At 63.2% G+C, this 21,079-nt stretch carries 19 protein-coding genes; 5 read left to right on the plus strand and 14 right to left on the minus strand.

All coding sequences use genetic code 11. The annotated features are described in order from the left end of the window. Positions 1-34: 34 nt before the first annotated feature. From LPJGGPFB_RS30900 to LPJGGPFB_RS30910, 3 genes are all read right to left on the minus strand, one after another. Positions 35-700, minus strand: a complete 666-nt coding sequence (locus LPJGGPFB_RS30900; RefSeq protein ID WP_115419179.1) for a methionine ABC transporter permease — start codon at positions 698-700, stop codon at positions 35-37. Further along, positions 690-1,772, minus strand: coding sequence for a methionine ABC transporter ATP-binding protein (locus LPJGGPFB_RS30905; protein ID WP_173423721.1), 1,083 nt, complete (start codon positions 1,770-1,772; stop codon positions 690-692). Before LPJGGPFB_RS30905 ends, LPJGGPFB_RS30900 begins: the two co-directional genes overlap by 11 nt. Before the next feature lie 378 nt (positions 1,773-2,150). Further along, complete coding sequence (locus LPJGGPFB_RS30910; protein WP_173423722.1) at positions 2,151-2,783, minus strand: TerC family protein; 633 nt, start codon at positions 2,781-2,783, stop codon at positions 2,151-2,153. Positions 2,784-3,022: 239 nt separating this feature from the next. On the opposite strand from LPJGGPFB_RS30910, the gene LPJGGPFB_RS30915 reads away from it, so the two are divergent. Next, a complete protein-coding gene (locus LPJGGPFB_RS30915; protein ID WP_173423723.1) occupies positions 3,023-3,913 on the plus strand; it encodes an NAD-dependent epimerase/dehydratase family protein in 891 nt (296 codons plus the stop codon). 44 nt (positions 3,914-3,957) lie between these two features. Here the strand turns inward: LPJGGPFB_RS30915 and LPJGGPFB_RS30920 are convergent, their stop codons facing one another. The 4 genes from LPJGGPFB_RS30920 to xylA all read right to left on the minus strand — a co-directional run bounded on the left by LPJGGPFB_RS30920 (position 3,958) and on the right by xylA (position 9,612). Next, positions 3,958-5,325, minus strand: a complete 1,368-nt coding sequence (locus LPJGGPFB_RS30920; protein ID WP_173423724.1) for a GH1 family beta-glucosidase — start codon at positions 5,323-5,325, stop codon at positions 3,958-3,960. Positions 5,326-5,489: 164 nt separating this feature from the next. Continuing rightward, the gene (locus LPJGGPFB_RS30925) at positions 5,490-6,671 is read right to left on the minus strand and encodes a Gfo/Idh/MocA family protein (RefSeq protein WP_173423725.1); all 1,182 of its coding nucleotides are present in this window, start codon (positions 6,669-6,671) and stop codon (positions 5,490-5,492) included. 297 nt (positions 6,672-6,968) lie between these two features. Further along, the gene (locus tag LPJGGPFB_RS30930) at positions 6,969-8,021 is read right to left on the minus strand and encodes a sugar phosphate isomerase/epimerase family protein (protein WP_173423726.1); all 1,053 of its coding nucleotides are present in this window, start codon (positions 8,019-8,021) and stop codon (positions 6,969-6,971) included. A gap of 280 nt (positions 8,022-8,301) precedes the next feature. Continuing rightward, the gene (gene xylA, locus LPJGGPFB_RS30935) at positions 8,302-9,612 is read right to left on the minus strand and encodes a xylose isomerase (RefSeq protein ID WP_173423727.1); all 1,311 of its coding nucleotides are present in this window, start codon (positions 9,610-9,612) and stop codon (positions 8,302-8,304) included. A 136-nt stretch (positions 9,613-9,748) separates the two neighbouring features. Here xylA and LPJGGPFB_RS30940 point away from each other — a divergent pair, with 136 nt between their 5' ends. Then, positions 9,749-10,108: a nuclear transport factor 2 family protein gene (locus LPJGGPFB_RS30940; RefSeq protein WP_173423728.1), complete on the plus strand. Its 360-nt coding sequence runs from the start codon at positions 9,749-9,751 to the stop codon at positions 10,106-10,108. Positions 10,109-10,149: 41 nt separating this feature from the next. Here LPJGGPFB_RS30940 and xylB read toward each other — a convergent pair whose 3' ends face one another. From xylB to LPJGGPFB_RS30965, 5 genes are all read right to left on the minus strand, one after another. After that, a complete protein-coding gene (gene xylB / locus LPJGGPFB_RS30945) occupies positions 10,150-11,604 on the minus strand; it encodes a xylulokinase (protein ID WP_173423729.1) in 1,455 nt (484 codons plus the stop codon). A 75-nt stretch (positions 11,605-11,679) separates the two neighbouring features. Beyond that, positions 11,680-12,717, minus strand: coding sequence for a LacI family DNA-binding transcriptional regulator (locus LPJGGPFB_RS30950; RefSeq protein WP_173423730.1), 1,038 nt, complete (start codon positions 12,715-12,717; stop codon positions 11,680-11,682). An 88-nt stretch (positions 12,718-12,805) separates the two neighbouring features. Then, a complete protein-coding gene (locus tag LPJGGPFB_RS30955; RefSeq protein WP_412728435.1) occupies positions 12,806-13,921 on the minus strand; it encodes a metallophosphoesterase in 1,116 nt (371 codons plus the stop codon). Between the two features lie 121 nt (positions 13,922-14,042). Beyond that, positions 14,043-15,632 (minus strand): DHA2 family efflux MFS transporter permease subunit, encoded by a 1,590-nt coding sequence (locus LPJGGPFB_RS30960; protein WP_173423731.1) that lies wholly within the window; start codon positions 15,630-15,632, stop codon positions 14,043-14,045. A gap of 71 nt (positions 15,633-15,703) precedes the next feature. Continuing rightward, entirely contained in the window at positions 15,704-16,921 is a 1,218-nt protein-coding gene (locus LPJGGPFB_RS30965; RefSeq protein ID WP_173423732.1) for an HlyD family secretion protein, read from the minus strand. Positions 16,922-17,078: 157 nt separating this feature from the next. On the opposite strand from LPJGGPFB_RS30965, the gene LPJGGPFB_RS30970 reads away from it, so the two are divergent. The 3 genes from LPJGGPFB_RS30970 to LPJGGPFB_RS30980 all read left to right on the plus strand — a co-directional run bounded on the left by LPJGGPFB_RS30970 (position 17,079) and on the right by LPJGGPFB_RS30980 (position 19,594). After that, complete coding sequence (locus tag LPJGGPFB_RS30970) at positions 17,079-17,783, plus strand: TetR/AcrR family transcriptional regulator (RefSeq protein WP_173423733.1); 705 nt, start codon at positions 17,079-17,081, stop codon at positions 17,781-17,783. Between the two features lie 101 nt (positions 17,784-17,884). Next, a complete protein-coding gene (locus LPJGGPFB_RS30975; protein WP_173423734.1) occupies positions 17,885-18,724 on the plus strand; it encodes an AraC family transcriptional regulator in 840 nt (279 codons plus the stop codon). Positions 18,725-18,838: 114 nt separating this feature from the next. After that, entirely contained in the window at positions 18,839-19,594 is a 756-nt protein-coding gene (locus tag LPJGGPFB_RS30980; protein WP_173423735.1) for a TerC family protein, read from the plus strand. A gap of 282 nt (positions 19,595-19,876) precedes the next feature. On the opposite strand, the gene LPJGGPFB_RS30985 is transcribed toward LPJGGPFB_RS30980, so the two are convergent. Then, on the minus strand, positions 19,877-20,257 hold the full coding sequence (locus LPJGGPFB_RS30985; protein WP_173423736.1) for a VOC family protein: 381 nt from the start codon (positions 20,255-20,257) through the stop codon (positions 19,877-19,879). A gap of 236 nt (positions 20,258-20,493) precedes the next feature. After that, positions 20,494-20,841 (minus strand): ArsR/SmtB family transcription factor, encoded by a 348-nt coding sequence (locus tag LPJGGPFB_RS30990; protein ID WP_173423737.1) that lies wholly within the window; start codon positions 20,839-20,841, stop codon positions 20,494-20,496. Positions 20,842-21,079 lie beyond the last annotated feature (238 nt).

The raw sequence follows: 21,079 nt of genomic DNA on the forward strand, positions 1-21,079 counted from the left end.
ATCTCCTTGTTAGTGATGTGAATGTCCTGGGAAATCAGTTCTTGCGGCTGCGCCTGTCGAAACGGCGCGCCAACCCGTCGCCGGCGCTTTGCACCAGCTGCACCAGCACGATCAGCACGATGACGACGACGAGCATCACGTCGGGCATGAAACGCTGGTAACCGTAGCGGATGCCGAGGTCGCCGAGCCCACCGCCCCCGACAGCACCAACCATGGCGGAGTAGCCGATGAGGCTGACGGCAGTCATGGTCAGCGCCATCGTCAGCGCCGGCCGCGCTTCGGCGAGCAGCACCTTGAAGACGATCTGCATCGGCGTCGCGCCCATGGCGCGGGCCGCCTCGATCAGCCCCTTGTCGATCTCCCGGATCGCCGCCTCGACGAGGCGCGCAACGAAGGGAATTGTGGCGATCGTCAGCGGCACGATCGCCGCCTTGGTGCCGATCGACGTGCCGGTGAGGAGCCGCGTGAAAGGAATGATGGCGACGACGAGGATGATGAACGGCGTCGAGCGCGCGGCATTGACGATCAGCCCGACGATGCGGTTGGTCATCGGCGCCGGGAAAAGCTCGCCCTTGCCGCTGGTTGCGAGGAAGATGCCGATCGGCCCGCCGATCAACGAGCCGATCAGGCCGGCAGCCGCCACCATGTAGAGCGTGTCGAGCGTGGCGCCCCAGATCTTCAGCAGGATATCAGGCGACATAGCCGAGCACCTCCGTAACCAGACCGTTTTCGGTGAAGAAGCGTTCGGCGCGGCCTGCGGTTTCCGCATCGGCACCATAGGCGACGACCAGCGAGCCGTAGGGCCGGCCGCCGATCTCGTCGATCGTGCCGGCAATGATGTTGACCTCGGCGCCAACCGACTTGATCAGCTGCGAAATCAGCGGTCGCTCTGCCGCCGCCCCGAAGAAGGTCAGGCGCACGACGGCGCGGTCACCGGCAGCCGCCTGCGGCTTCAGCGCCCGCGATACGGCGTCAGGCAGCTTCGAGCCTGGCAGGCCTGAAAGCATCGCCCGCGTCGTCTCGTGCTTCGGATGGGTGAAGACATCGAAGGTGTGGCCGCGTTCGACGATGCGGCCGTGATCGATGACGGCAACGTCGGAGGTGACGGCCTTCACCACTTCCATCTCGTGGGTGATGAGCAGCACCGTCAAGCCGAGATCGGCATTGATGCGCTTCAGGAGTTCGAGGATCGACTGCGTCGTCTCGGGATCGAGCGCCGATGTCGCTTCGTCCGAAAGCAGCAGCTTCGGCTCGGTCGCGAGCGCCCGGGCGATGCCGATCCGCTGCTTCTGGCCGCCGGACAGCTCGGCCGGGTAGCGTGCATGCTTGTCCGCCAGCCCGACGAGATCAAGCAGCGGCCGCACGCGCTTCTCGATGGCGGGCTTGGCCATGCCGGCGATTTCGAGCGGCAGTGCCACATTGCCGAACACGGTGCGCGACGAGAGAAGGTTGAAATGCTGGAAGATCATGCCGACAGAGCGCCTGAGCTCGCGAAGGCCCGCCTCATCGAGGCCGCCGACATCGACGCCATCGACCAGCACCTTGCCGCCCGTCGGCTTTTCCAGGCCGTTGACGAGGCGGATCAGCGTCGACTTGCCGGCGCCGGAGCGGCCGATGATGCCAGTGATCGAGCCGCGGCCGACCGAAAGCGAGACGTTGTCGAGTGCGGTAAAGCCGTCGCTCTTGCCGGAGGCTGGGAAATGCTTCGATACGCCGTCGAAGATGACGGCCGCATCGCCCGGCGCCGGGACTGTATAGGCGGAAACGCTCATCGTTCGGATACCCCCGAAAGAGGCGTTATCGTTATGGACGGGTACATAGGTGCTCTCGGATGCTCGAAACTCAAGATCCCGGGCTCATGGCGCGGGATGGAAGGCGCGTCTTGTCAGGCCGACATTCGACAACGCATTCGCAACAGGGAGCACTTCTCTAGCATTAGCCAACCGGTGAGTTCAATGTCGTTGCCGCAGGAAGGACATGCGACATAATCCACGGCGCTTATGGACAATTGAGATTGGTGTTTACAGGTATGTTTTTCCGCCTTGCACGGCGTTTGCGGAAAAAACCGCTCTTTCGTGGACGGATCTCCCCGTGGACGGGCGGGCATCGGCCCGACAAGCGGGCCGATGCAGGCGATGTGTCGTGGGCGGTCAGACACCGATGGCGTGGGCAACCGGCTCCAGATGCGGCCAGACTTCGAGCGAGCCGCGATAGATCATGTTGAGCGCCACATAAAGGATGATGGCGAGACCGACATAGGCGATCCAGTGATAGCGGTTGAGCAGCCGGGCGATGAAACTGGCGGCGATGCCCATCAGCGCGATCGACAGGATGAGACCGAAGACGAGGATCGTCGGATGCTCGCGCGCAGCACCGGCAACTGCCAGCACGTTGTCGAGCGACATCGACACGTCGGCAATGACGATCTGGATGGCGGCCTGAAGGAAGGTCTTTCGCGGCGCCGAATTGGCGCCCTCGCCTTCGAAATCCTCCGCTCCGCCGGCGCGGATCTCACGCCACATCTTCCAGCAGACCCAGAGAAGCAGGAGCCCGCCGGCCAACAGCAGTCCGATGATGTCGAGAAGCTGCACGGTAACGCTGGCAAGCGCGATACGCAGCACCGTGGCAGCCAGAATACCGACCAGGATCGCCTTGCGGCGCTGCTCGGCCGGCAGGCCGGCGGCCGCAAGGCCGATGACGACAGCGTTGTCGCCGGCCAGAACCAGGTCGATGACGATGACCTGCAGAAGCGCCAGCAGCCCGGCAGAGGTGAAGATTTCCATGAACGATGGTCCCCCAGGCGTGCCCCGCACGCCTATTCGCTATCGCTAACGCATAGAACAACGGCAGTTGGCGGATCAAGGGGCTGAGGCGCATAGCTTCGGACTACGCACCGGAATGATGGCCTCACGCAGTCGTTGATGGTTTCACGCCGTGAAGGGAATACCGCGCCACCACGGTTTACTGGCCGCCGTTCTCTGCTACGAACACGCCAAGACAGACAAGAAGGACAGGAATTCGGATGCGCATCGTTTTGACCGGAAGTTCGGGACGCGTCGGCCGGGCAATCTACAATGCGCTGGCGCCTCACCATGACGTGGTCGGCATCGATCGTGCCCCTTTCGCGACCACTGACATTACCGGCGACTTTGTCGATGGCGTCCTGCTCGAGCGCGCCATGCAAGGCGCCGATGCCGTCATTCACACGGCAGCACTGCATGCGCCGCACGTCGAGACGATCCCCGACGCGGAGTTCGAGCGGGTCAATGTGATGGGCACTCATCTGGTCATTGCCGCAGCGCAAGCCGCCGGCGTCGGCCGCATCGTCTTCACCAGCACGACGGCGCTTTACGGCCATGCGGTCAAGGCGAATGCCTGCGCCTGGATCACCGAGGAAACGGCGCCGCAACCGCACACGATCTACCACCACACCAAGCTTGCTGCCGAAGCATTGCTTGAAAATGCCGCCGACCGGGGGCTGCACGTCCGCGTCCTGCGCATGTCCAGGTGTTTTCCGGAACAGGCCGACCGCATGGCCGCCTATCGGCTGCACCGCGGCATCGACGTCCGCGATGTGGCCGACGCCCATGCAGCCGCGCTCGACAATGACGGCCCCGCCTTCCAGCGCTTCATCATTTCGGGCGAGCCGGCCTTCCTACCGACGGATTGCCGGCATCTGGCGGGCGATGCGGATGCCGTTCTGCGCGAGCGGGCAAGCAAGTTTTCCCAGGCCTTTGCCGAACGCGGCTGGCCGCTGCCCACCGCGATCGACCGGATCTACGACCCGAGTGCCGCCATCGGCGCGCTCGAATGGAAGCCGCGTTTCGGCTTCAAGGAAGTGCTCGCCCAGCTCGATCGCGGTAGCCTCGAAGTGCTGCCGGTGCGCAAGGCGGTTTCGCGACGCCTCGATTAATAGGGGGCCTTGCGCGCTTCGTAGGGCGCGCAAGGCCCTGATCCCTAGATGTGATTGCCGCCGGGAAATTCCTCGGCCAGTGTCTTGTACCAGTGACCGCTCTTCTTGATCGTGCGCACCTGCGTTTCGTAGTCCACATGCACGATGCCGAAGCGCATCCTGTAGCCTTCGGCCCACTCGAAATTGTCCATCAGGCTCCAGGCGAAGTAACCGCGCATAGGATAACCCTTGGCGATCAGGTCTGCCGTCACCGACAGGTGCTCGGCGATGTAGTCGAGCCGCGGCTGGTCATCGACCGCACCGTCTTCCACGCCCATGTTGTAGCAGGCGCCATTCTCGGTGATGTAGCAATCGGGTAGGTCGTAGCGGGCGTTGAGCGTCTCGACCAATTGGCCGAGCGCCGGCGCATAGACCTCCCAGCCGATGTCGGTCTTCACGTCGCTGACCGGCTTGGCATTGACCGTCGCAGGGTACTCGACGCCTGGCGTCGGATCGTCGCTGACCCGCATCGGCGTGTAGTAGTTGAGGCCCCACCAGTCGAGCGGGCGCGAGATCGTCGCCATATCGCCGTCTTCGATCTCGGGCATGCGGTCCCCGAGCGCGCTCAGGAAGCTCTCGGGATACGCACCTTTGAAGATAGGCCCGAAGAACACGCCGTTGTGGAAATCGAAGGCACGCTCGGCAGCTGCCTTGTCGGCATCGCTATCGCTGCCGGGATAGACCGAATGGGCATTGATGACGATGCCGGCCGGCAGGTTCGGCCGCTCCGAGCGGATGGCATCGACACCCAGGCCATGGGCCAGATTGGTGAAATGCAGCGCGTGCAGGGCGGCATCCATGTTGCGCTCGCCCGGCGCGTGGATACCGTAGAGATGGCTGAGCCAGACGGAGCACCAGGGCTCGTTGAAGGTCGCGACCGCATCGAGCCGGTCGCCGAGACGGGCAATGACGGTCTTGGCGTAGCGCTGGAAGGCATAGGCCGTGCTGCGCGCCGTCCAGCCGCCGTCGCCCATCAGCGCCAGAGGCAGGTCCCAGTGATAGAGCGTGGCGAAGGCCTTGATGTTGCGCGCCTTCAGACCGTCGACGAGACGATCGTAGAAGTCGAGACCCTTCTCGTTGATCGGACCGACGCCCTCCGGAATGATGCGCGGCCAGGCGATCGAAAACCGGTAGGCCTCGACGCCGAGGCTCTTGATCAGATCGAGATCCTCATCCAGCCTGTTGTAGTGATCGCAGGCGATGTCGCCGTTGTGCCGGCCGAAGACCCGGCCCGGCATGTTGGAGAAGGCATCCCAGATCGATGGCTTGCGCCCGTCCATCTTGGTGGCGCCCTCGATCTGGAAGGAGGCGGTCGCCACCCCGAACACGAAATCGCCCGGGAAACGCCGGGCAAGGGTCTTTGCTTCGATCATCAGCCTGTCTCGTCCTTTGCAGCGGCCCGCATCCGGCGGGCGGCCGCTTTCCTTCGTGTATTTTCATTTTTCTTGCGGGTCGGCCTAAAGCGAGCCCGGCAAAAGTCAACTCACGAGAAAGGGCGGGGCATCCCCCGCACTTGCCCTGTCGGCAAGCTTTCCGGTTACAGCTTTACCCACGCCCCGTTTCGTTTTGACGACTGGACGCAGGCGTCGACGAAGGCCATGCCCTTCATGCCGTCGTCGATGGTCGGATAGGTGACGGCGGGGTCGATGGCCTCACCCTTGCGCTTGGCGAAGATCGCCCGCGCCGCCTCGCTGTAGATGTTGGCAAAACCCTCGAGATAACCTTCGGGATGGCCTGAGGGCACGCGGCTGACGCGGGCAGCAGCAGCGCCAGAGCCCGCACCCGCACGTGTGATCAGCCGCTTCGGCTCGCCGAACGGCGTGTACCAGAGATAGTTCGGATCCTTCTGCGTCCATTCCAGTCCGCCCTTGGTGCCGTAAACCCTGACCATCAGCCCGTTCTCATGGCCCGGCGCCACCTGGCTGCACCACAAGAGCCCCTTGGCCCGTTCGCCGTCCTTGGCCTTGAAGCGCATCATCACATGGGCGTTGTCGTCGAGTTGGCGGCCCGGCACGAAACTGTCGAGGTCGGCGGCGAGTTCCTCGAGCTCCAGCCCGGAGACGAAGGCGCCGAGATTATAGGCATGCGTGCCGATGTCGCCGGTCGAGCCGCCGGCGCCCGAGCGGGCCGGATCCGTGCGCCAGGCCGCCTGCTTCTGGCCCGACTGCTCGATATTCTCCGTCAGCCAGTCCTGCGGATATTCCATCTGCACCAGCCTGACGGCGCCGATGTCGCCGTTTTGAACCATCTCGCGCGCCTGGCGCACCATCGGATAGCCGGTGTAGTTGTGGGTGAGCACGAACAGCGCATCGCTGTCGTCGGCCGCCTTCTTCAGCTTCTTCGCATCCGACAGCGTCGAGGTCAGCGGCTTGTCGCAGATCACATGGATGCCACGCTTCAAAAACTCCTTGGCCGCTTCATAGTGCACGTGGTTGGGGGTGACGATCGCCACCGCCTCGATGCCGTCCTTCAGTTTGGCCTCGCGGATCGCCATCTGCTTGAAATCGGAATAGACCCGCGACGGATCAAGCCCGAGTTCGCGGCCGGAGCTTTCGGCTCTGTCCGGTGTCGACGACAGGGCGCCGGCCACCAGCTCGTAGTGATCGTCGAGCCTCGCTGCGATGCGGTGCACCGCGCCGATGAAGGCGCCCGAACCGCCGCCGACCATGCCGAGCCGGATCCGCCGCTCGCGCTTCTCGCTCGTTCCCTCGATTGCCATCGTCCTGTCTCCTCGTGTCTGTCCATCTTGTTGTTGTGGGGCCGCCCATATTGGGGACGTAGCCCCTCATCCGCCTGCCGGCACCTTCTCCCCGCAGGCGGGGAGAAAGGACTTGTCGCACCGCTTGTGCTTCCCCCAAGTCTTCCCATTCTCGGCCGCATCCGTTTGCCACGTCCCCTCTCCCCGCCTGCGGGGAGAGGGCTAGGGTGAAGGGCAGCCGCTTGCGCCATGGCAGCGGTTCAATCAGAGATCGCGGCTACAGCAAAGGCAAGCTCCGGGTCCGCCCGCGGCTACGCCTCAAATCCCCAGCAGCCGCCGGTTGGCCGCCTCGTCGGTGCCACCGTCGGCAAAGTCGTCGAAGGCCTTGTCGGTGACCCGGATGATATGGTGCTTGACGAACTCGGCCCCCTCGCGCGCGCCGTCTTCCGGATGCTTCAGGCAGCACTCCCATTCCACCACCGCCCAGCCGGCAAAATCATTGGCCGCCATCTTGGAAAACACCGCGCCGAAATCGACCTGGCCGTCGCCGAGCGAGCGGAAGCGGCCGGCCCGGTTGACCCAGCCCTGGTAGCCGCCATAGACGCCCTGCCGACCCGTCGGGTTGAACTCGGCATCCTTGACGTGGAACATCCGGATGCGATCCTTGTAGATGTCGATGTTGTCGAGATAGTCGAGGCATTGCAGCACATAGTGCGAGGGGTCGTAGAGCATGTTGGCGCGGGCATGGTTGCCGGTGCGCTCGAGAAACATCTCATAGGTGACGCCATCGTGCAGGTCCTCGCCCGGATGGATCTCGTAGCAGATATCAACGCCGCAGTCCTCGGCATGGTCGAGGATTGGCCTCCAGCGTTTCGCCAGTTCGTCGAAGGCGGTCTCGACCAGGCCGGCCGGCCGCTGCGGCCAGGGATAGACGAACGGCCAGGCGAGCGCGCCTGAAAAGCTCGCCATCGCATCAAGCCCCAGGTTCTTCGAGGCCGTCAGCGCCAGCTTCACCTGCTCGACCGCCCACTCTTGCCGGGCCTTCGGATTGCCGCGCACTTCCGGCACGGCAAAGCCGTCGAACACCTCGTCATAGGCCGGATGGGTGGCGACCAGCTGGCCCTGCAGATGGGTCGACAGCTCGGTGATCTCGACACCGTTGTCGCGGGCAATGCCCAAAAGCTCGTCGCAATAGGCCTTTGACGTCGCCGCCTTCTTCAAATCGATCAGCCGCGCATCCCATGTCGGCACCTGCACACCCTTGTAGCCGCAATCGGCAGCCCATTTCACAATCGACGCAAACGAGTTGAACGGTGCGACATCGCCCGCAAACTGCGCCAGAAACAGGCCGGGGCCCTTGATCGTTTTCATCCCAAACATCCTCCTGATGCTATGGCTGCCGGCAAGGCCGGCCTGTTAGGCCAACGACAGGAAGAAGCGGAATTGGATTTCATTTTCGCTTCTACTGAAGAACCTGAAACGTTGCAGGCGCAGAAACTAGCAGATTTTTTGCATGGAGCAACCGGCCGAAGGACAGTTTTCGCAGATCAGCTCGAGGCATCCCTGGAGCCCGCAGACGAGCATTCAGGGCAGAAAAAGGGGCGAAGGTTTCCCTCCGCCCCGTGTTCACAAAAGGTATGCGACTGCCGCATCAAACGTAGCGGTTGACGACGTTCTCCAGCAGTTCCTGCTTGCCGGATTTCGGCTGCGGGTTGAGGTCGGACTTCAGCACCCAGGCTTCGATCTCTTCCAGCGAGAAACCGCCGTCGAGCATCTTCTTCGCCTCAGGCACCTGCCAGCCGGCGTAGCGCTGATCGAGCGGCGCGGACAATGCCTTGTCTTCGATCATCTGGGCGGCCGCCTTGAGGCCGCGAGCGCAGCAGTCCATGCCACCGATGTGGCCGATCAAGAGGTCTTCCGGATCGAGTGACTGGCGACGCAGCTTCGCGTCGAAGTTGGTGCCGCCGGACTTGAAGCCGCCACCGGCCAGGACCTGGTAATAGGCGAGCGCCATTTCCGGCACGTTGTTGGGGAACTGGTCGGTATCCCAGCCCGACTGGTAGTCGTTGCGGTTCATGTCGATCGAACCGAAGATCCCGAGCGCATTGGCAAGCGCCAGCTCGTGCTCGAAGGAATGACCGGCAAGGATCGCATGGCCCTGTTCAATGTTGACCTGCACTTCCTTTTCCAGGCCGTATTTCTTCAGGAAGCCGTAGACGGTGGCGACGTCGTAGTCGTACTGGTGCTTGGTCGGCTCTTGCGGCTTCGGCTCGATCAGGATCGCGCCCTTGAAGCCGACCTTGTGCTTGTATTCGACCACGAGGTTGACGAAGCGGCCAAGCTGGTCGAGCTCGCGAGACAGGTCGGTGTTAAGCAGCGTCTCATAGCCCTCGCGCCCACCCCAAAGCACGTAGTTCTCGCCGCCGAGGCGGTGGGTGGCGTCAAGGCAAGTCTTGACTGTCGCGGCCCCAAAGGCAAACACGTCCGGATCCGGATTGGTGGCGGCACCCGACATGTAGCGACGGTTTGAGAAGAGATTGGCCGTGCCCCAGAGCAGCTTGACGCCGGTATCCGCCTGCTTCTTTTCGAAGTAGTCGACGATCTCGTTGAGGTTCCTGGTGTTCTCGACGAAGTTGCGCCCTTCCGGCCGCACGTCGGCGTCGTGGAAGCAGTAGTAGGGAACACCGAGCAACTGGAAAAATTCGAAGGCGACATCCGCCTTCAGCTTGGCCGCGTCCATCGTGTCCTTGAACCACGGGCGCTCAAACGTTTGTCCGCCGAATGGGTCGCCGCCCGGCCAGACGAAGGTGTGCCAGTAGGCGACCGCGAAGCGCAGGTGGTCTTCCATGCGCTTGCCGAAGACGACCTCGTCCTTGTTGTAGTGGCGGAAGGCGAGCGGGTTGCGGCTCTCCGGTCCCTCATACTTGATCTTGGCGATATCGCCGAAAAATCCCGTGCTCACGGTGTAGCTCCTCTCAAAGATGGTGTGCCGGCGTCGCAGTTGCGAAACGTCCGGCCATTACGTGGAAGGTAATTGGTTTCATTCCCTCGGCGGGCGATAGCTTGGGCATCGAAACGCCAAACGAAGGAACATTCAGATGAACGACTTCAACCAGATCGCCGAAGCCTATATCGCCGCCTGGAACGCCGAGGCCGGAAGCCGCAACGCACTGATCGAAAAGGCCTTTACCGCCGACGTCGCCTACCGCGACCCGATCATGCAGGGTGACGGGCACGAGGGCATCGGCGGCCTGATCGCCGGCGTCAAGGGCCAGTTCCCCGGCTTCGTCTTCACGCTCAAGGGCACGCCCGACGGCTTTGCCGACACGATCCGCTTCTCCTGGGCGCTCGGCCCCGAAGGTGTCGATTCCGTGATCGAAGGCACCGATGTCGGCCTGATCGAGAACGGCCGGCTGAAGCAGGTCACCGGCTTCATCGATAAGGTACCGGCGCAGTAAGTGCGCTGGGTCGGCAACAACCATGGAAGGGCGCGGCGCGGTCACGTCGTCGCGCCCTTGATGGCGGGATAAAGGCGCCGGTAGCGCTGATAGGCCGCCTCATAGGCAGGCACCAGGTCGGCGTCGGGCGCGATCGTTTCCGCTGTTTTCGGCGCGGTGCAGGTCGCAACCGGATCGGCACCGGTTGCCGCGATCAGCCCCAGGCGCGCGGCACCGAAGGCGGCACCGAAATCGCCATCGGCGGGCAAATCGACCGGAAGGTCGAGCGCAGTCGCGATCGACTTCAGCCAGTAGCGCGAGCGCGAGCCGCCGCCGATCGCCGTCACCCGCGAAAGCGTCGTCCCGGCGGCACGCAGGGCTTCGAGGCTGTCGCGAATGGCGAAAGAAACCCCTTCCATCACCGCCTGCGTCAGCACCACCCGGCTGCTCTCGTGGCCGAGCCCGGCAAAGGCGCCGCGGATGGCGGCATCGTTGTGCGGCGTGCGCTCGCCGGAAAGATACGGAAGAAAGGTCACGCCGCTTGGCGCCTTCAACGTCTCGCCGAGCTCGGCGCTGAGGTCGGCCGCGCTGCGACCGGCAACCCCCGAATACCAGTTGAGCGCATCGGTCGCCGACAGGATGACGCCCATCTGATGCCAGGTGTTCGGCAGCGCATGGCAAAAGGCATGAACGGCGCTCGCGGGGTTCGGCAGGTAGCTGGCATTGGCGGCAAACAGCACGCCCGACGTGCCGAGCGAAACGAAGGCGTGGCCCTCACCCACAGTTCCCATGCCACAAGCGGACGCCGCATTGTCGCCGGCGCCACCGGCAACCACGACATCGCCGGAAATTCCCCAACGTGCGGCAAGTTCAGACCGCAGCTTTCCGGCCGCGTCGGTCCCTTCGACGAGATCCGGCATCTGCCGTTCTTCCATGCCGGTGGCTGCAAGCAGGCTTTCGGACCACCGACGCTTGCCGGTGTCGAGCCACGAGGTCCCGGCAGAATCAGACATTTCAGAGATATGCTCGCCGGTCAGCCACAGGCGCAGATAGTCCTTCGGCAGAAGCACTCGGCGCACCCTGGCGAAAATCTCAGGCTCGTTTTCGCGCACCCAGACGAGTTTGGGCGCTGTAAATCCCGGGAAGACGATGTTGCCGGTGATGGCGCGGAACTGCGGGTCGGCGTCGAGTGCGGCCGCCTCGCGAAAACTGCGAGTGTCGTTCCACAGGATGCAGGGGCGCAGCACCTTGTCGTCGGTATCGAGCAGCGTCGCGCCATGCATCTGGCCGGAAAGGCCGATGCCGCGCACGGCCGTAAGAGCTGCCGGGTGCGCCGCCTTCAGGCCGGCGATTGCCTCCTCGGTGGCGCGCACCCATTCGGCCGGATCCTGCTCCGACCAGCCGGGATGCGGCCGGGAGACGTCGAGCGCGCCGGAAGCCGAGCCGACAATGCGCTGATTGTCGTCCATCAGCATCGCCTTGACGCCCGACGTGCCGAGATCCAGTCCGAGATACATGTAGGCCTCCATTGAGAGCAACCACAGGAAAAGCGCGCAACGATTTTCCGTCAGGAATTGTGTAAATTCAAAATATTACGCCGGCTCGACCGGCAGGTTGTCTTTCAGGAAGATGTCGATGCGGATGCGCTCCTGCGCCTCGATCATCGACAGCCCATCGGCGCGCGCCTTCAGCACGCGAATGGCGCTCCTCACCTCATGACCCGCATCCTGGTTGAGCAGCGCATCGATCGTGCCCGAGATCAGGGCGGCACGGCTGTAGGGCGTCAGCTCGTGGGCTATTGCGCAGATTTCGGACTGCCGGCCGGCCTTTTCGAGCGCCGCGATCAGGCCGCGATTGCCAGCGCCGAGGCTGTAGATGCCCGCAAGGTCCGCATGCGCGGCCAGCAGATCCTGAACCAGCGTCTCGACCTCGGTCGGATCGTCGTGCCCCTCGACCACGGGCAACAGATGCCGCGTGTCCGCCCCTTCGCTGACGGCGGCACTGAAGCCTTCAAGTCGATCCCGGTGGTCTCTGACCAGCATCGAGCCGGCAACGATGGCGACCGGCCCGTCGCGACCACCCAGGAAACGCCGCATCAGACTGCCGGCTGTGCGCCCGGCTGCAATGTTGTCGACACCGGCGAAATGGTCGCGCTCCGACCCGGTCAGATCGGAGACGAGCGTGACGACGGCAATGCCGTCTTCGCGAAGCCGCCCGACGGCCGCCACCACTTCCGGCGCTTCAACCGCAACGACGGCAACGCCGGCCGGCTCACGGCTGCACGCTTCGTCGAGCGCATCGGCCAGCGCCGTCGCATCGAAGGCGGGAACGGAGAGGATGGAAATATCGGTGCGCTCGACGGCAGAGCGCGCCCTTGCCGCCTCGACCTCGGCCTCAAGGCCGCGCATGAAGGCGTTCTCGCCCTCGGGCAGGATGAAGATCAGCGGATAGCTGCGGCCCTTGGCAAGGTTGGCCGCCGCCACGTCCCTGACATAACCGAGCGTCGCGATGGCGCGCTCGACCTTGTCACGCGTGACCGACCTGACTCCCGGGCGATTGTTCAAAACCCGGTCGACGGTCGCAAGGCTGACGCCTGCTTCTGCAGCAATGTCGTGAACTGTAGGGCGCATCATTTCCTCCCGCAAACTGCCTTAGAGGAATTTTTGATGTACGTAAATCAAAAATGCGAGCGAGACGGACGAACGCTGATTTCGCTGGCTAAAACCGCTTGCTGAACACCTGGGTGAAGGCGACCTCGCCGTGACCTTTGCCGGCTTCGCCAAGCGCCACGTCCATGAAGCCGTCGGTCACGCGCACGAGCGCGAAACCGCCCATATATGCAGCCTTGGGCTTGAAGAGGTCGAGACCTTCGCGGCGATAGATCATCGCCGTTTCGTGCTGGTGGCCGTGAAACACGCCGACGACGTTGTGGCCCCTGATGGCGTCCACGAGCGCCTGACGCTGCTCGGTACTCCACCAATGTGGCGGACCGTCACCCTGATCGTCGAAGGTCTTGGCGGCGGCATCCCAGACTTCGGTCGAGAAAGCGTCCCAGCCATAGTGCTGGAACAGGATCACCGGCCGGCCGTCGGCCGCATAGGTTTCCAGATCCTGCTTCAGCCAGGGAAGCGCATCGACGGCGCCCTTGCTGACATCGCCGCCGAAGCGCTGGAGCTGGACGAGATGCAGCCCGCCCCAGTCCCAAGAATAGCAATCCGACAGTGGATCGTAGTTCGTCACCGGCACCGGCGGCTTGTAGAACACCGTCTGGCGATGGTTGAGTTCGACATAGTCGCGCAGCTCGCGGCGATACCAGTCCACATGCGGCGGCGGACCGTCCTGGTCGAGGTCGTGATTGCCGAGACCGACATAGACGGGAAAGTGAACACGGTCGGCGCCGGGACCTTCCTGGTAGCGGCTGGAAAACTGCTGCAGCTGCCGGCCCTCGCGCGGCTGGCGCACCTGCCCGCCGCCGTCATCGGTCAGGTCGCCGCCCAGCACCAGTCCGAGCGGATGGCCGATCTGCCGGCCGGCGCTGCCGAGCCCGCTCGCCTCGCCGGCAACGCTTGCCGGCCACCGCATCCCCGGCAGACCATTGAGCGCCGCCACGTGACGCAAAAGGTTCTCGTCGGTCTTACCCTCCGCCGCACAGTTCGGCGCAAGGCCTTCGGTCGAGACGAGGCATGCATGGATGTCGTTCGAAAACAGGAATGTGGCATCGATGGGCGGGCGCCCGGCTGCCCGTGTCGGGCTTGCCAGCAAAGCCGCGCCCATGCCGGCCGCACCGGCAAGGAAGGAACGCCGGGAGATGACGAAGCGCCTCGATGGCTGCATGAATGACCCCGTTTTCGCCCAACCGGCGGCGCCGGATCGACGATCACGGACCGGCCGGAGATTGTTTTCCGGCCGGATTGTGCCGCAACGCGACGGACGCGTAAACCTTGCAGCAGCGCGACTAGTGGCCGCCGCCGCTTGGGCCAACGCCCTCCGGTTTCTTGATCATCATCACACCCAGGATCAGCGAAAGGAAGAGCACCGTGAGGATGACGAAGACGTCGCTGAACGACAGGATCATCGCCTGCTTCTGCGCCATTGCCGCAAGCTGCTTGATGGCGATCGTAGCACCGTCGAGGCCATGGGCATCGAACTTGGCCTCCATGTTGTTGAACTGCGCCATCGCTTCCGGGTTACCCCACTGGATATGCTCGGAAAGCCGGGCATAGTGCAGGTCCTGGCGCTGGGTCAGGATGGTGTTGATCACCGCCAGGCCGACGGCACCGCCCAGATTGCGCGTCAGGTTGAACAGGCCGGATGCGCCGCGCATGCGCGCCGGCGGCATGGTGCCGAGCGCGATGTTGTTGATCGGCACCATGCACAACATCAGCCCGACGCCACGCAGGATCTGCGGGATGAACAGCTCGTAGAAGTCCCAGTCGGCCGTCAGGTGCGCCATGATCCAGGTGCCGCTGGCAAAGCTGGCAAAGCCGATGGTCATCAGCACCCGCGGATCGAGCTTGCCCGACAGGATGCCAGCAACCGGCGCAGTTACGAACATCGCCAGGCCCGAGACGAACATCGTCTCGCCGATCATCAGCGAATCGTAGCCGCGGATGCGCCCGAGATAGAGCGGATAGAGATAGGTAAGGCCATAGAGCCCGATGCCCATGACGAAGGAGAACATCGAGCCGAAGGCAAAGTTGCGGTTGGAGAACGCCCGGAGATCAACCACCGGGAATTCCACCTTGAAGGCCCTGTAGAAGAAGATCACCGCGGCGATGACAGTTGCAACGGCGCCCATGACGATGTGATCGTCATTGAACCAGTCGTTGGCGTTGCCTTCTTCCAGAACATATTCGAGCGAGCCGAGGAAGACCGCCATGGAGGCGAGCCCCCACCAGTCGAACTTCTTGAAGAGGCTCAATTCCGGCTTGTCGAAATCGATAAAGGTCCAGGTCAGCGTCGCGACGATGATGCCGGGAATGACGTTGACGAGAAACAGCCAGTGCCAGGAAAAGGCGTGGCTGAGGTAACCGCCAACGGTCGGGCCGATGGTCGGCGCCAGCGTGGCGATCAGGCCGATGATCGGCGAGACGATGTTGCGCTTCGACGGCGGGAAAATGGTGAAGGCGGCCGCAAACACCGACGGGATCATGCCGCCGCCAATAAAGCCCTGGATCGCCCGGTAGACGATCATCTGGTCGATGTTGGTGGCGGTCGCGGCCAGCGCGCTTGCCGCCGTAAAGCCGGCCGCCGACACCGAAAACAGGACCCGGGTCGACACGATGCGCGCCAGCGTGCCCGACAGCGGGATCATGATGACTTCGGCGATGAGGTAGGAGGTCTGCACCCAGCCGATTTCGTCGGAGCCGGCTGACAGACCGGCCTGAATTTCGGCGAGCGACGCCGAAACGATCTGGATGTCGAGGATCGCCATGAACATGCCGACGACCATGGCGAAGAAGGCGATCAGCCTTCTCGGGTCCATATGTTCCTCGACCTTCGGTGCGGCTGCCGCCACCGAGCCTGCTGTTGCCGTTGCGGCCATCTGAGCCACTCCCTGCGTGTAAAGGCGCGGCCGGCGCGTTCGATCGAACATGCCGGCGCGTCGGGGCCCGATTACTTCGTGGCGGCGACCTTGGTCTCAGCGGGTGCCGTGCGCGTGTCGACATCGACGACCACGCTCAAGCCAGCGCGCAGATGGCCTTCCGCCAGCACATCGGCCGGCAGCGTGATGCGCACCGGCACGCGCTGGATCACCTTGGTGAAGTTGCCTGTGGCGTTTTCGGCCGGCAGCAGCGAGAACACCGAGCCGGATGCCGGCGAGATGGAGGCAACCGTGCCTTCGATCGCGTGCTCGTCATAGGCGTCGATGTGAACCTTGACCTTCGAGCCGGGGACCAGATGCGCGATCTGCGTCTCCTTGAAGTTGGCGTCGATGTAGAGCTGGTCGACAGGGACGAGTGCCGCCAGCCTCTGGCCGGCAGAGACGAGATCGCCGACCTGGACGGCGACGTTGCCGATGACGCCGTCATAGGGCGCCTTCAAGACGGTGAAGCCGAGGTCGCGATTGGCCTTGTCGCGGGCAAGCTCCAGCGAGCGGATCTGGCTTTCCGCCTCGGCGCGCTGAGCCTGCAGCACGGTGATGTTGGCGTTGGCAGTCGCGATGTTGGCATCGGCGCCGGCAAGGTTTGCCCGCGCCTGATCCAGCGCCACGTCGGCATTATCGCGGGAAGCAACGGTGCCGACGTCCTTGGACTGGAGGTCGCTTGCGCGCTTTTGCGCAAGTTCGGCGCCGCGCACCGTTGCTTCGAGAGCATTTTTCTGGGCTTCGGCCTGGGCAAGGCTCGCCTTTGCGCCGGCGATCTGCGCGTCGAAGCGGCTGAGCGCCAACTTCTGCGTGGCGATCTGGGCCTCGGTCTGCTCGGCGGCGATGCGATAGTCGCCGTCATCGAGCGTGACCAGCGGGTCGCCGGCCTTCACCTGCTGGTTGGCGACGACGTCGACCTTGGCGACATAACCCGAAACCTTCGGGGAGATCGTGGCGATGTCGCCCTCGATATAGGCGTCGTCGGTCGAAACCATGAAACGGCCATTGGTCCACCAGTCATAGCCATACCAGCCGCCTGCGGCCAAAGCTGCGAGGCCGAGAACGGGCAAGATCGGGCTGCGCTTCTTCTTTTTCGAAGCGACTTCGACAGCGGGTTCCTGCGTGAGCGCAGGCGCCTCGGCAGTCGCCCCCTTAGCCTCGGGCGCGGCCTCATGGGTCTGCGGAACTTCAAAATCCTCGCCGACAGGGCGAACGCGAGCGGCGCTGGACGTTTTGGATGCGGACATGGGTACCGGCCTGGTTAATGAGTGGTGATTGAACTGAACCGTTCGGTTCGATCGAAGCTTGACTTAGTCGCTTTTACGTCGCATATCAAGGGGGAATCGAACCACGCAGTTCGATGGACGTAATTTGATGCGAACAGGACGGGTACAGACGGCGATCATGGAACCAGCAAAGACCGGACAGAAAGAGACCATCCAGCCCGACAACGGCATGGACGAGCAGCTTTGTCCCGGCGGCGGACGCCATGCGGCGGGCGAAGACCCCGCCAAGCGCGAGCAGATCCTGGAAGGTGCCCGGCGCGCCTTCATGAACCAGGGCTTCGACGCCGCCAGTATGAACGACATCACCCGCGAGGCCGGCGTCTCCAAGGGCACGCTCTACGTCTATTTCGAAAACAAGGAAGACCTGTTCAAGGCGCTGATCATCCAGGGCAAGACCCGGGTGGTTCAGACTGCCAAGCATGCGCTCAACGATCACGACGATGTCGAGGAATCGCTTTTTGATTTCGGCGTGACGCTGACCACCAGCATGACCGCCGAGGAAACAATCCGCTCCATGCGCATGGTGATCGGCGTGATCGACCGCATGCCGCATCTGGCCGAACGCTTCTTCAGCGAGGCGCCGGAAAACGGCTATACCGTGCTCAAGGCCTATCTCGACCGCCAGGTCCCGGCCGGTACGCTCGACATCGACAACACGGAGATGGCGGCGCGGCAGTTCATCGAGATGGCACAGGCGGGCCTCTTCAAGCACCGGCTGTTCGGTGGCATGTGTTCGGCGCCACCGCGCGAGCAGATCGAGGGCACGGTTACGGCAGCTGTGCGGGTCTTCATGGCCGCATACGGACCGAAGAAGACGGCTTGAGACGAACGCGCATTCGGTGTGCCCCTTCAATCCAGCAATTGCGATCAAGCACGCCTTCCAGCAAAACCCTATGAGCATGGGTGTCTGCCACGGGAGTGATCATGAGTGCCATCGGAAGGGCGATCTGGTTCATCGAGAGCCATTTCGCGAGCGATATATCGCTGGAAGAGATCGCTGAGGCCGCCGGCCTGTCGCGCTTTCACCTGTCACGCGTCTTCGGACTGGTGACGGGTTACTCCATCAGCGCCTATATCCGCGCACGGCGCCTGAGCGGCGCTGCGCAAAGCCTTGCCGACGGCTCCTCCAGCATTCTCGCGGTGGCCCTCGAAGCAGGCTACGGCTCGCACGAGGCCTTCACCCGTGCCTTTCGCGAGCAGTTCGGCGTAACGCCGGAGACCGTGCGCAAGCAAGGGCACCTCGGCAACATCGAACTGACGGAGCCAATCAGAATGGACGACACCCGCCTCCTCAAACTGGACCCGCCGCGCTTCGAAGACAGCCCGGCCTTGCTTCTCGCCGGCCTTGGTGAAACCTATGCCTACGGCCGCACCGAAGGCATTCCTTCGCTCTGGCAACGCTTCAACACCCACTTCGGCAACATCCGAGGGCAGAAGGGCAACATCGCCTATGGCGTCTGCAGCCAGAACGACAGTGAAGCAGGCAGCTTTCACTATATGGCGGCAGTCGAAATCGACGATGCCGGCGCCCTGCCCGCCGGCTTTACGACCATCAAACTGCCGAAGCAGCGCTATGCCGTGTTCCTGCATCGCGGCCATATCTCATCGATCGCGACGACCGCCCACCGGATCTTCGGCACCTGGTTGCCGGAGTCCGGCCTTCAGCACGGTGAAACGCCCGATCTGATCGAGCGCTATGACGAGCGCTTCGACCCGCATTCGGGCATGGGTGTTGTGGAAATGTGGATCCCGATCAAACCGTAAACGGTAAAGCGCCGCCGCAAACGCCCGGCGGCGCTTGTCACTCTCGCATAGTTGCTTAAATACTGCCGCGATTCTTGCGCGACGACGCGCCACCGAGACAAGGAAAGATCGCTGATGCAGGATTTAATGCTGCTAGCCCAGGACCCGGCCGCCTGGGTTGCCCTCATAACACTGGTTGTCATGGAGGTGGTTCTCGGCATCGACAATCTGATCTTCATCTCGATCCTCACCAACAAGCTGCCGCCCGAACACCGTGAAAAGGCCCGCCGCATCGGCATCGGCCTGGCGCTCGTCATGCGCCTCGCTCTGCTCGGCACCATCGCGTGGATCGTCAAGCTGACGACGCCCGTCTTCGAGGTCTTCGGACATGGCTTCTCCTGGAAGGACCTGATCCTGATCGCCGGCGGCCTGTTCCTCGTCTGGAAGGCAACCAAGGAAATCCATCACAATGTCGACCCGGCCGACCATGGCGAGGATTTCATCGCCTCGTCGGCGATCAACAGCTTCGGTGCGGCGATCGGCCAGATCCTGCTGCTCGACCTGGTCTTCTCGGTCGACAGCATCATCACCGCCGTCGGCATGACGCCGCATCTGCCGATCATGGTCATCGCCGTTCTCGCCGCCGTCACGGTGATGCTCGTTGCTGCAAACCCGCTTGCCAACTTCATCGAAAGGAACCCGACGATCGTCATGCTGGCGCTCGCCTTCCTCCTGATGATCGGCACGACGCTGATCGCCGAAGGCATGGGCCTGCACGTGCCGAAGGGCTACATCTATGCCGCCATGGCCTTTTCGGCCCTGGTCGAGGTTCTCAACATGGTGGCTCGCAATGCGCGGCTGCGAAAGAAGGCCGCCGGCAAGCCGCAGTGATCTGAGGCCATTGTCGAAAAGCAAAAGGGCGGGGCTACATGGCTCCGCCTTTTTCGTGAACTCCACAAAAAAAGGCCTGCATCACGGGGGATGCAGGCCACCTTGCTGCAAGCGTTTGCGAGGGCACAAGCCGGACGGGTCAGGGAGCTCGACTGCCATTTCGTTGGCCACGGGAAGAAATCGGAAAAATTCCCGTGTTCTCCACCTCCGCCTTGTCCGATTGGCACAGCCCGCGCCTCTCGAACGGGTAACGCATCACCCGGTCGATCGTTCCGGTGGACGTCAGGCGTCGGGACGGTGGCCGATCTCCACCAGGATGTTGCCGGGGACGACCATATAGAAGACATAGGCGCCATGCCGCTCTTCCGGATCGGTCATGCGGATGCCCGTCGGCAGGATACGTCGATAGGCATCCTCGACCTCTGTCCTCTCAGACAGCAGGAAGCCGACATGATAGGTCTGCAGGCCGAGGCTGACCTGGTCGCCACCGCCGAGCCTGGCAATCGGCGGGCTGATCACGAGCACCATGCCGGCCTCGTCGGCGAGGCGATAAAAGGCGTCCTTGCCGCGCGTTTCAACGAGCATGAAGCCGAGATGGTCGATGAAGAAACTCGCCGTTTCGGCAACGACGGGGCTGTGAAGATCGAGATGGTTCAGTCGCATATCCAGTCTCCGTGTTTTGAGAAACGCGGCGGACTGCGTCTGATCCGGATACACCCCGCCGCGGACCGATGCGGATGCATCGGAACCACGCCGCGGGTTCGAACGATCAGGTTCGAGCAGAGCTTCGCAAGGACTGGGACAGCCTCGCGAAGGGACCGGGCTTACCATATCCGGTCCTGCCTTTTTCGACACGGGATGTGTAGCGCAGCCAGTTTGCGCCGGCAAGATCGCTGAAATCAGTTCGTCTCTGCGTCCGGATCCACCTTTTGCAACTCCTGCAGATAGGCGTCGAGACGATCGAACTTCTCTTCCCAGAAACCGCGGTAGCTATCGAGCCAGCTGTTGACGTCGCGCAAGGGTGCGGCTTCAAGTCGGCAGGGGCGCCACTGCGCCTCGCGGCCGCGGCTGATCAATCCGGCGCGCTCGAGGACTTTCAAGTGTTTGGAAACGGCCGGCAGGCTCATCTCGAACGGCTCCGCCAGTTCGCCGACCGAAGCCTCGCCGAGAGAGAGCCGGGCAAGGATGGCCCTGCGCGTCGGATCGGCGAGGGCTGAAAGCGTGGTCGACAGGCGATCTTCCGGCATTTTCTAAAAAACCTTTCAGTTAAATAACCTTACGGTTCAATATAACCAGCCATCGGCAGTGTCAACAAAAAGTGGCGTGATCCACTTTCCGTTGACATGCCCCATGTTCTATGGTCTCACGCGAGCCGACTGGAAAGCCCGCCGATACCGCTTGTGCGGCACCCCTACGGGCCTTTCCTTCCCATAAAATGCGCGCCCGGCGGCCGGACTTGTCTTCCGGCAAGGGGCGAGAAGCACG

The organism is Ensifer adhaerens (genome assembly GCF_013283195.1).
Classification (GTDB): Bacteria; Pseudomonadota; Alphaproteobacteria; order Rhizobiales; family Rhizobiaceae; genus Ensifer; species Ensifer adhaerens_G.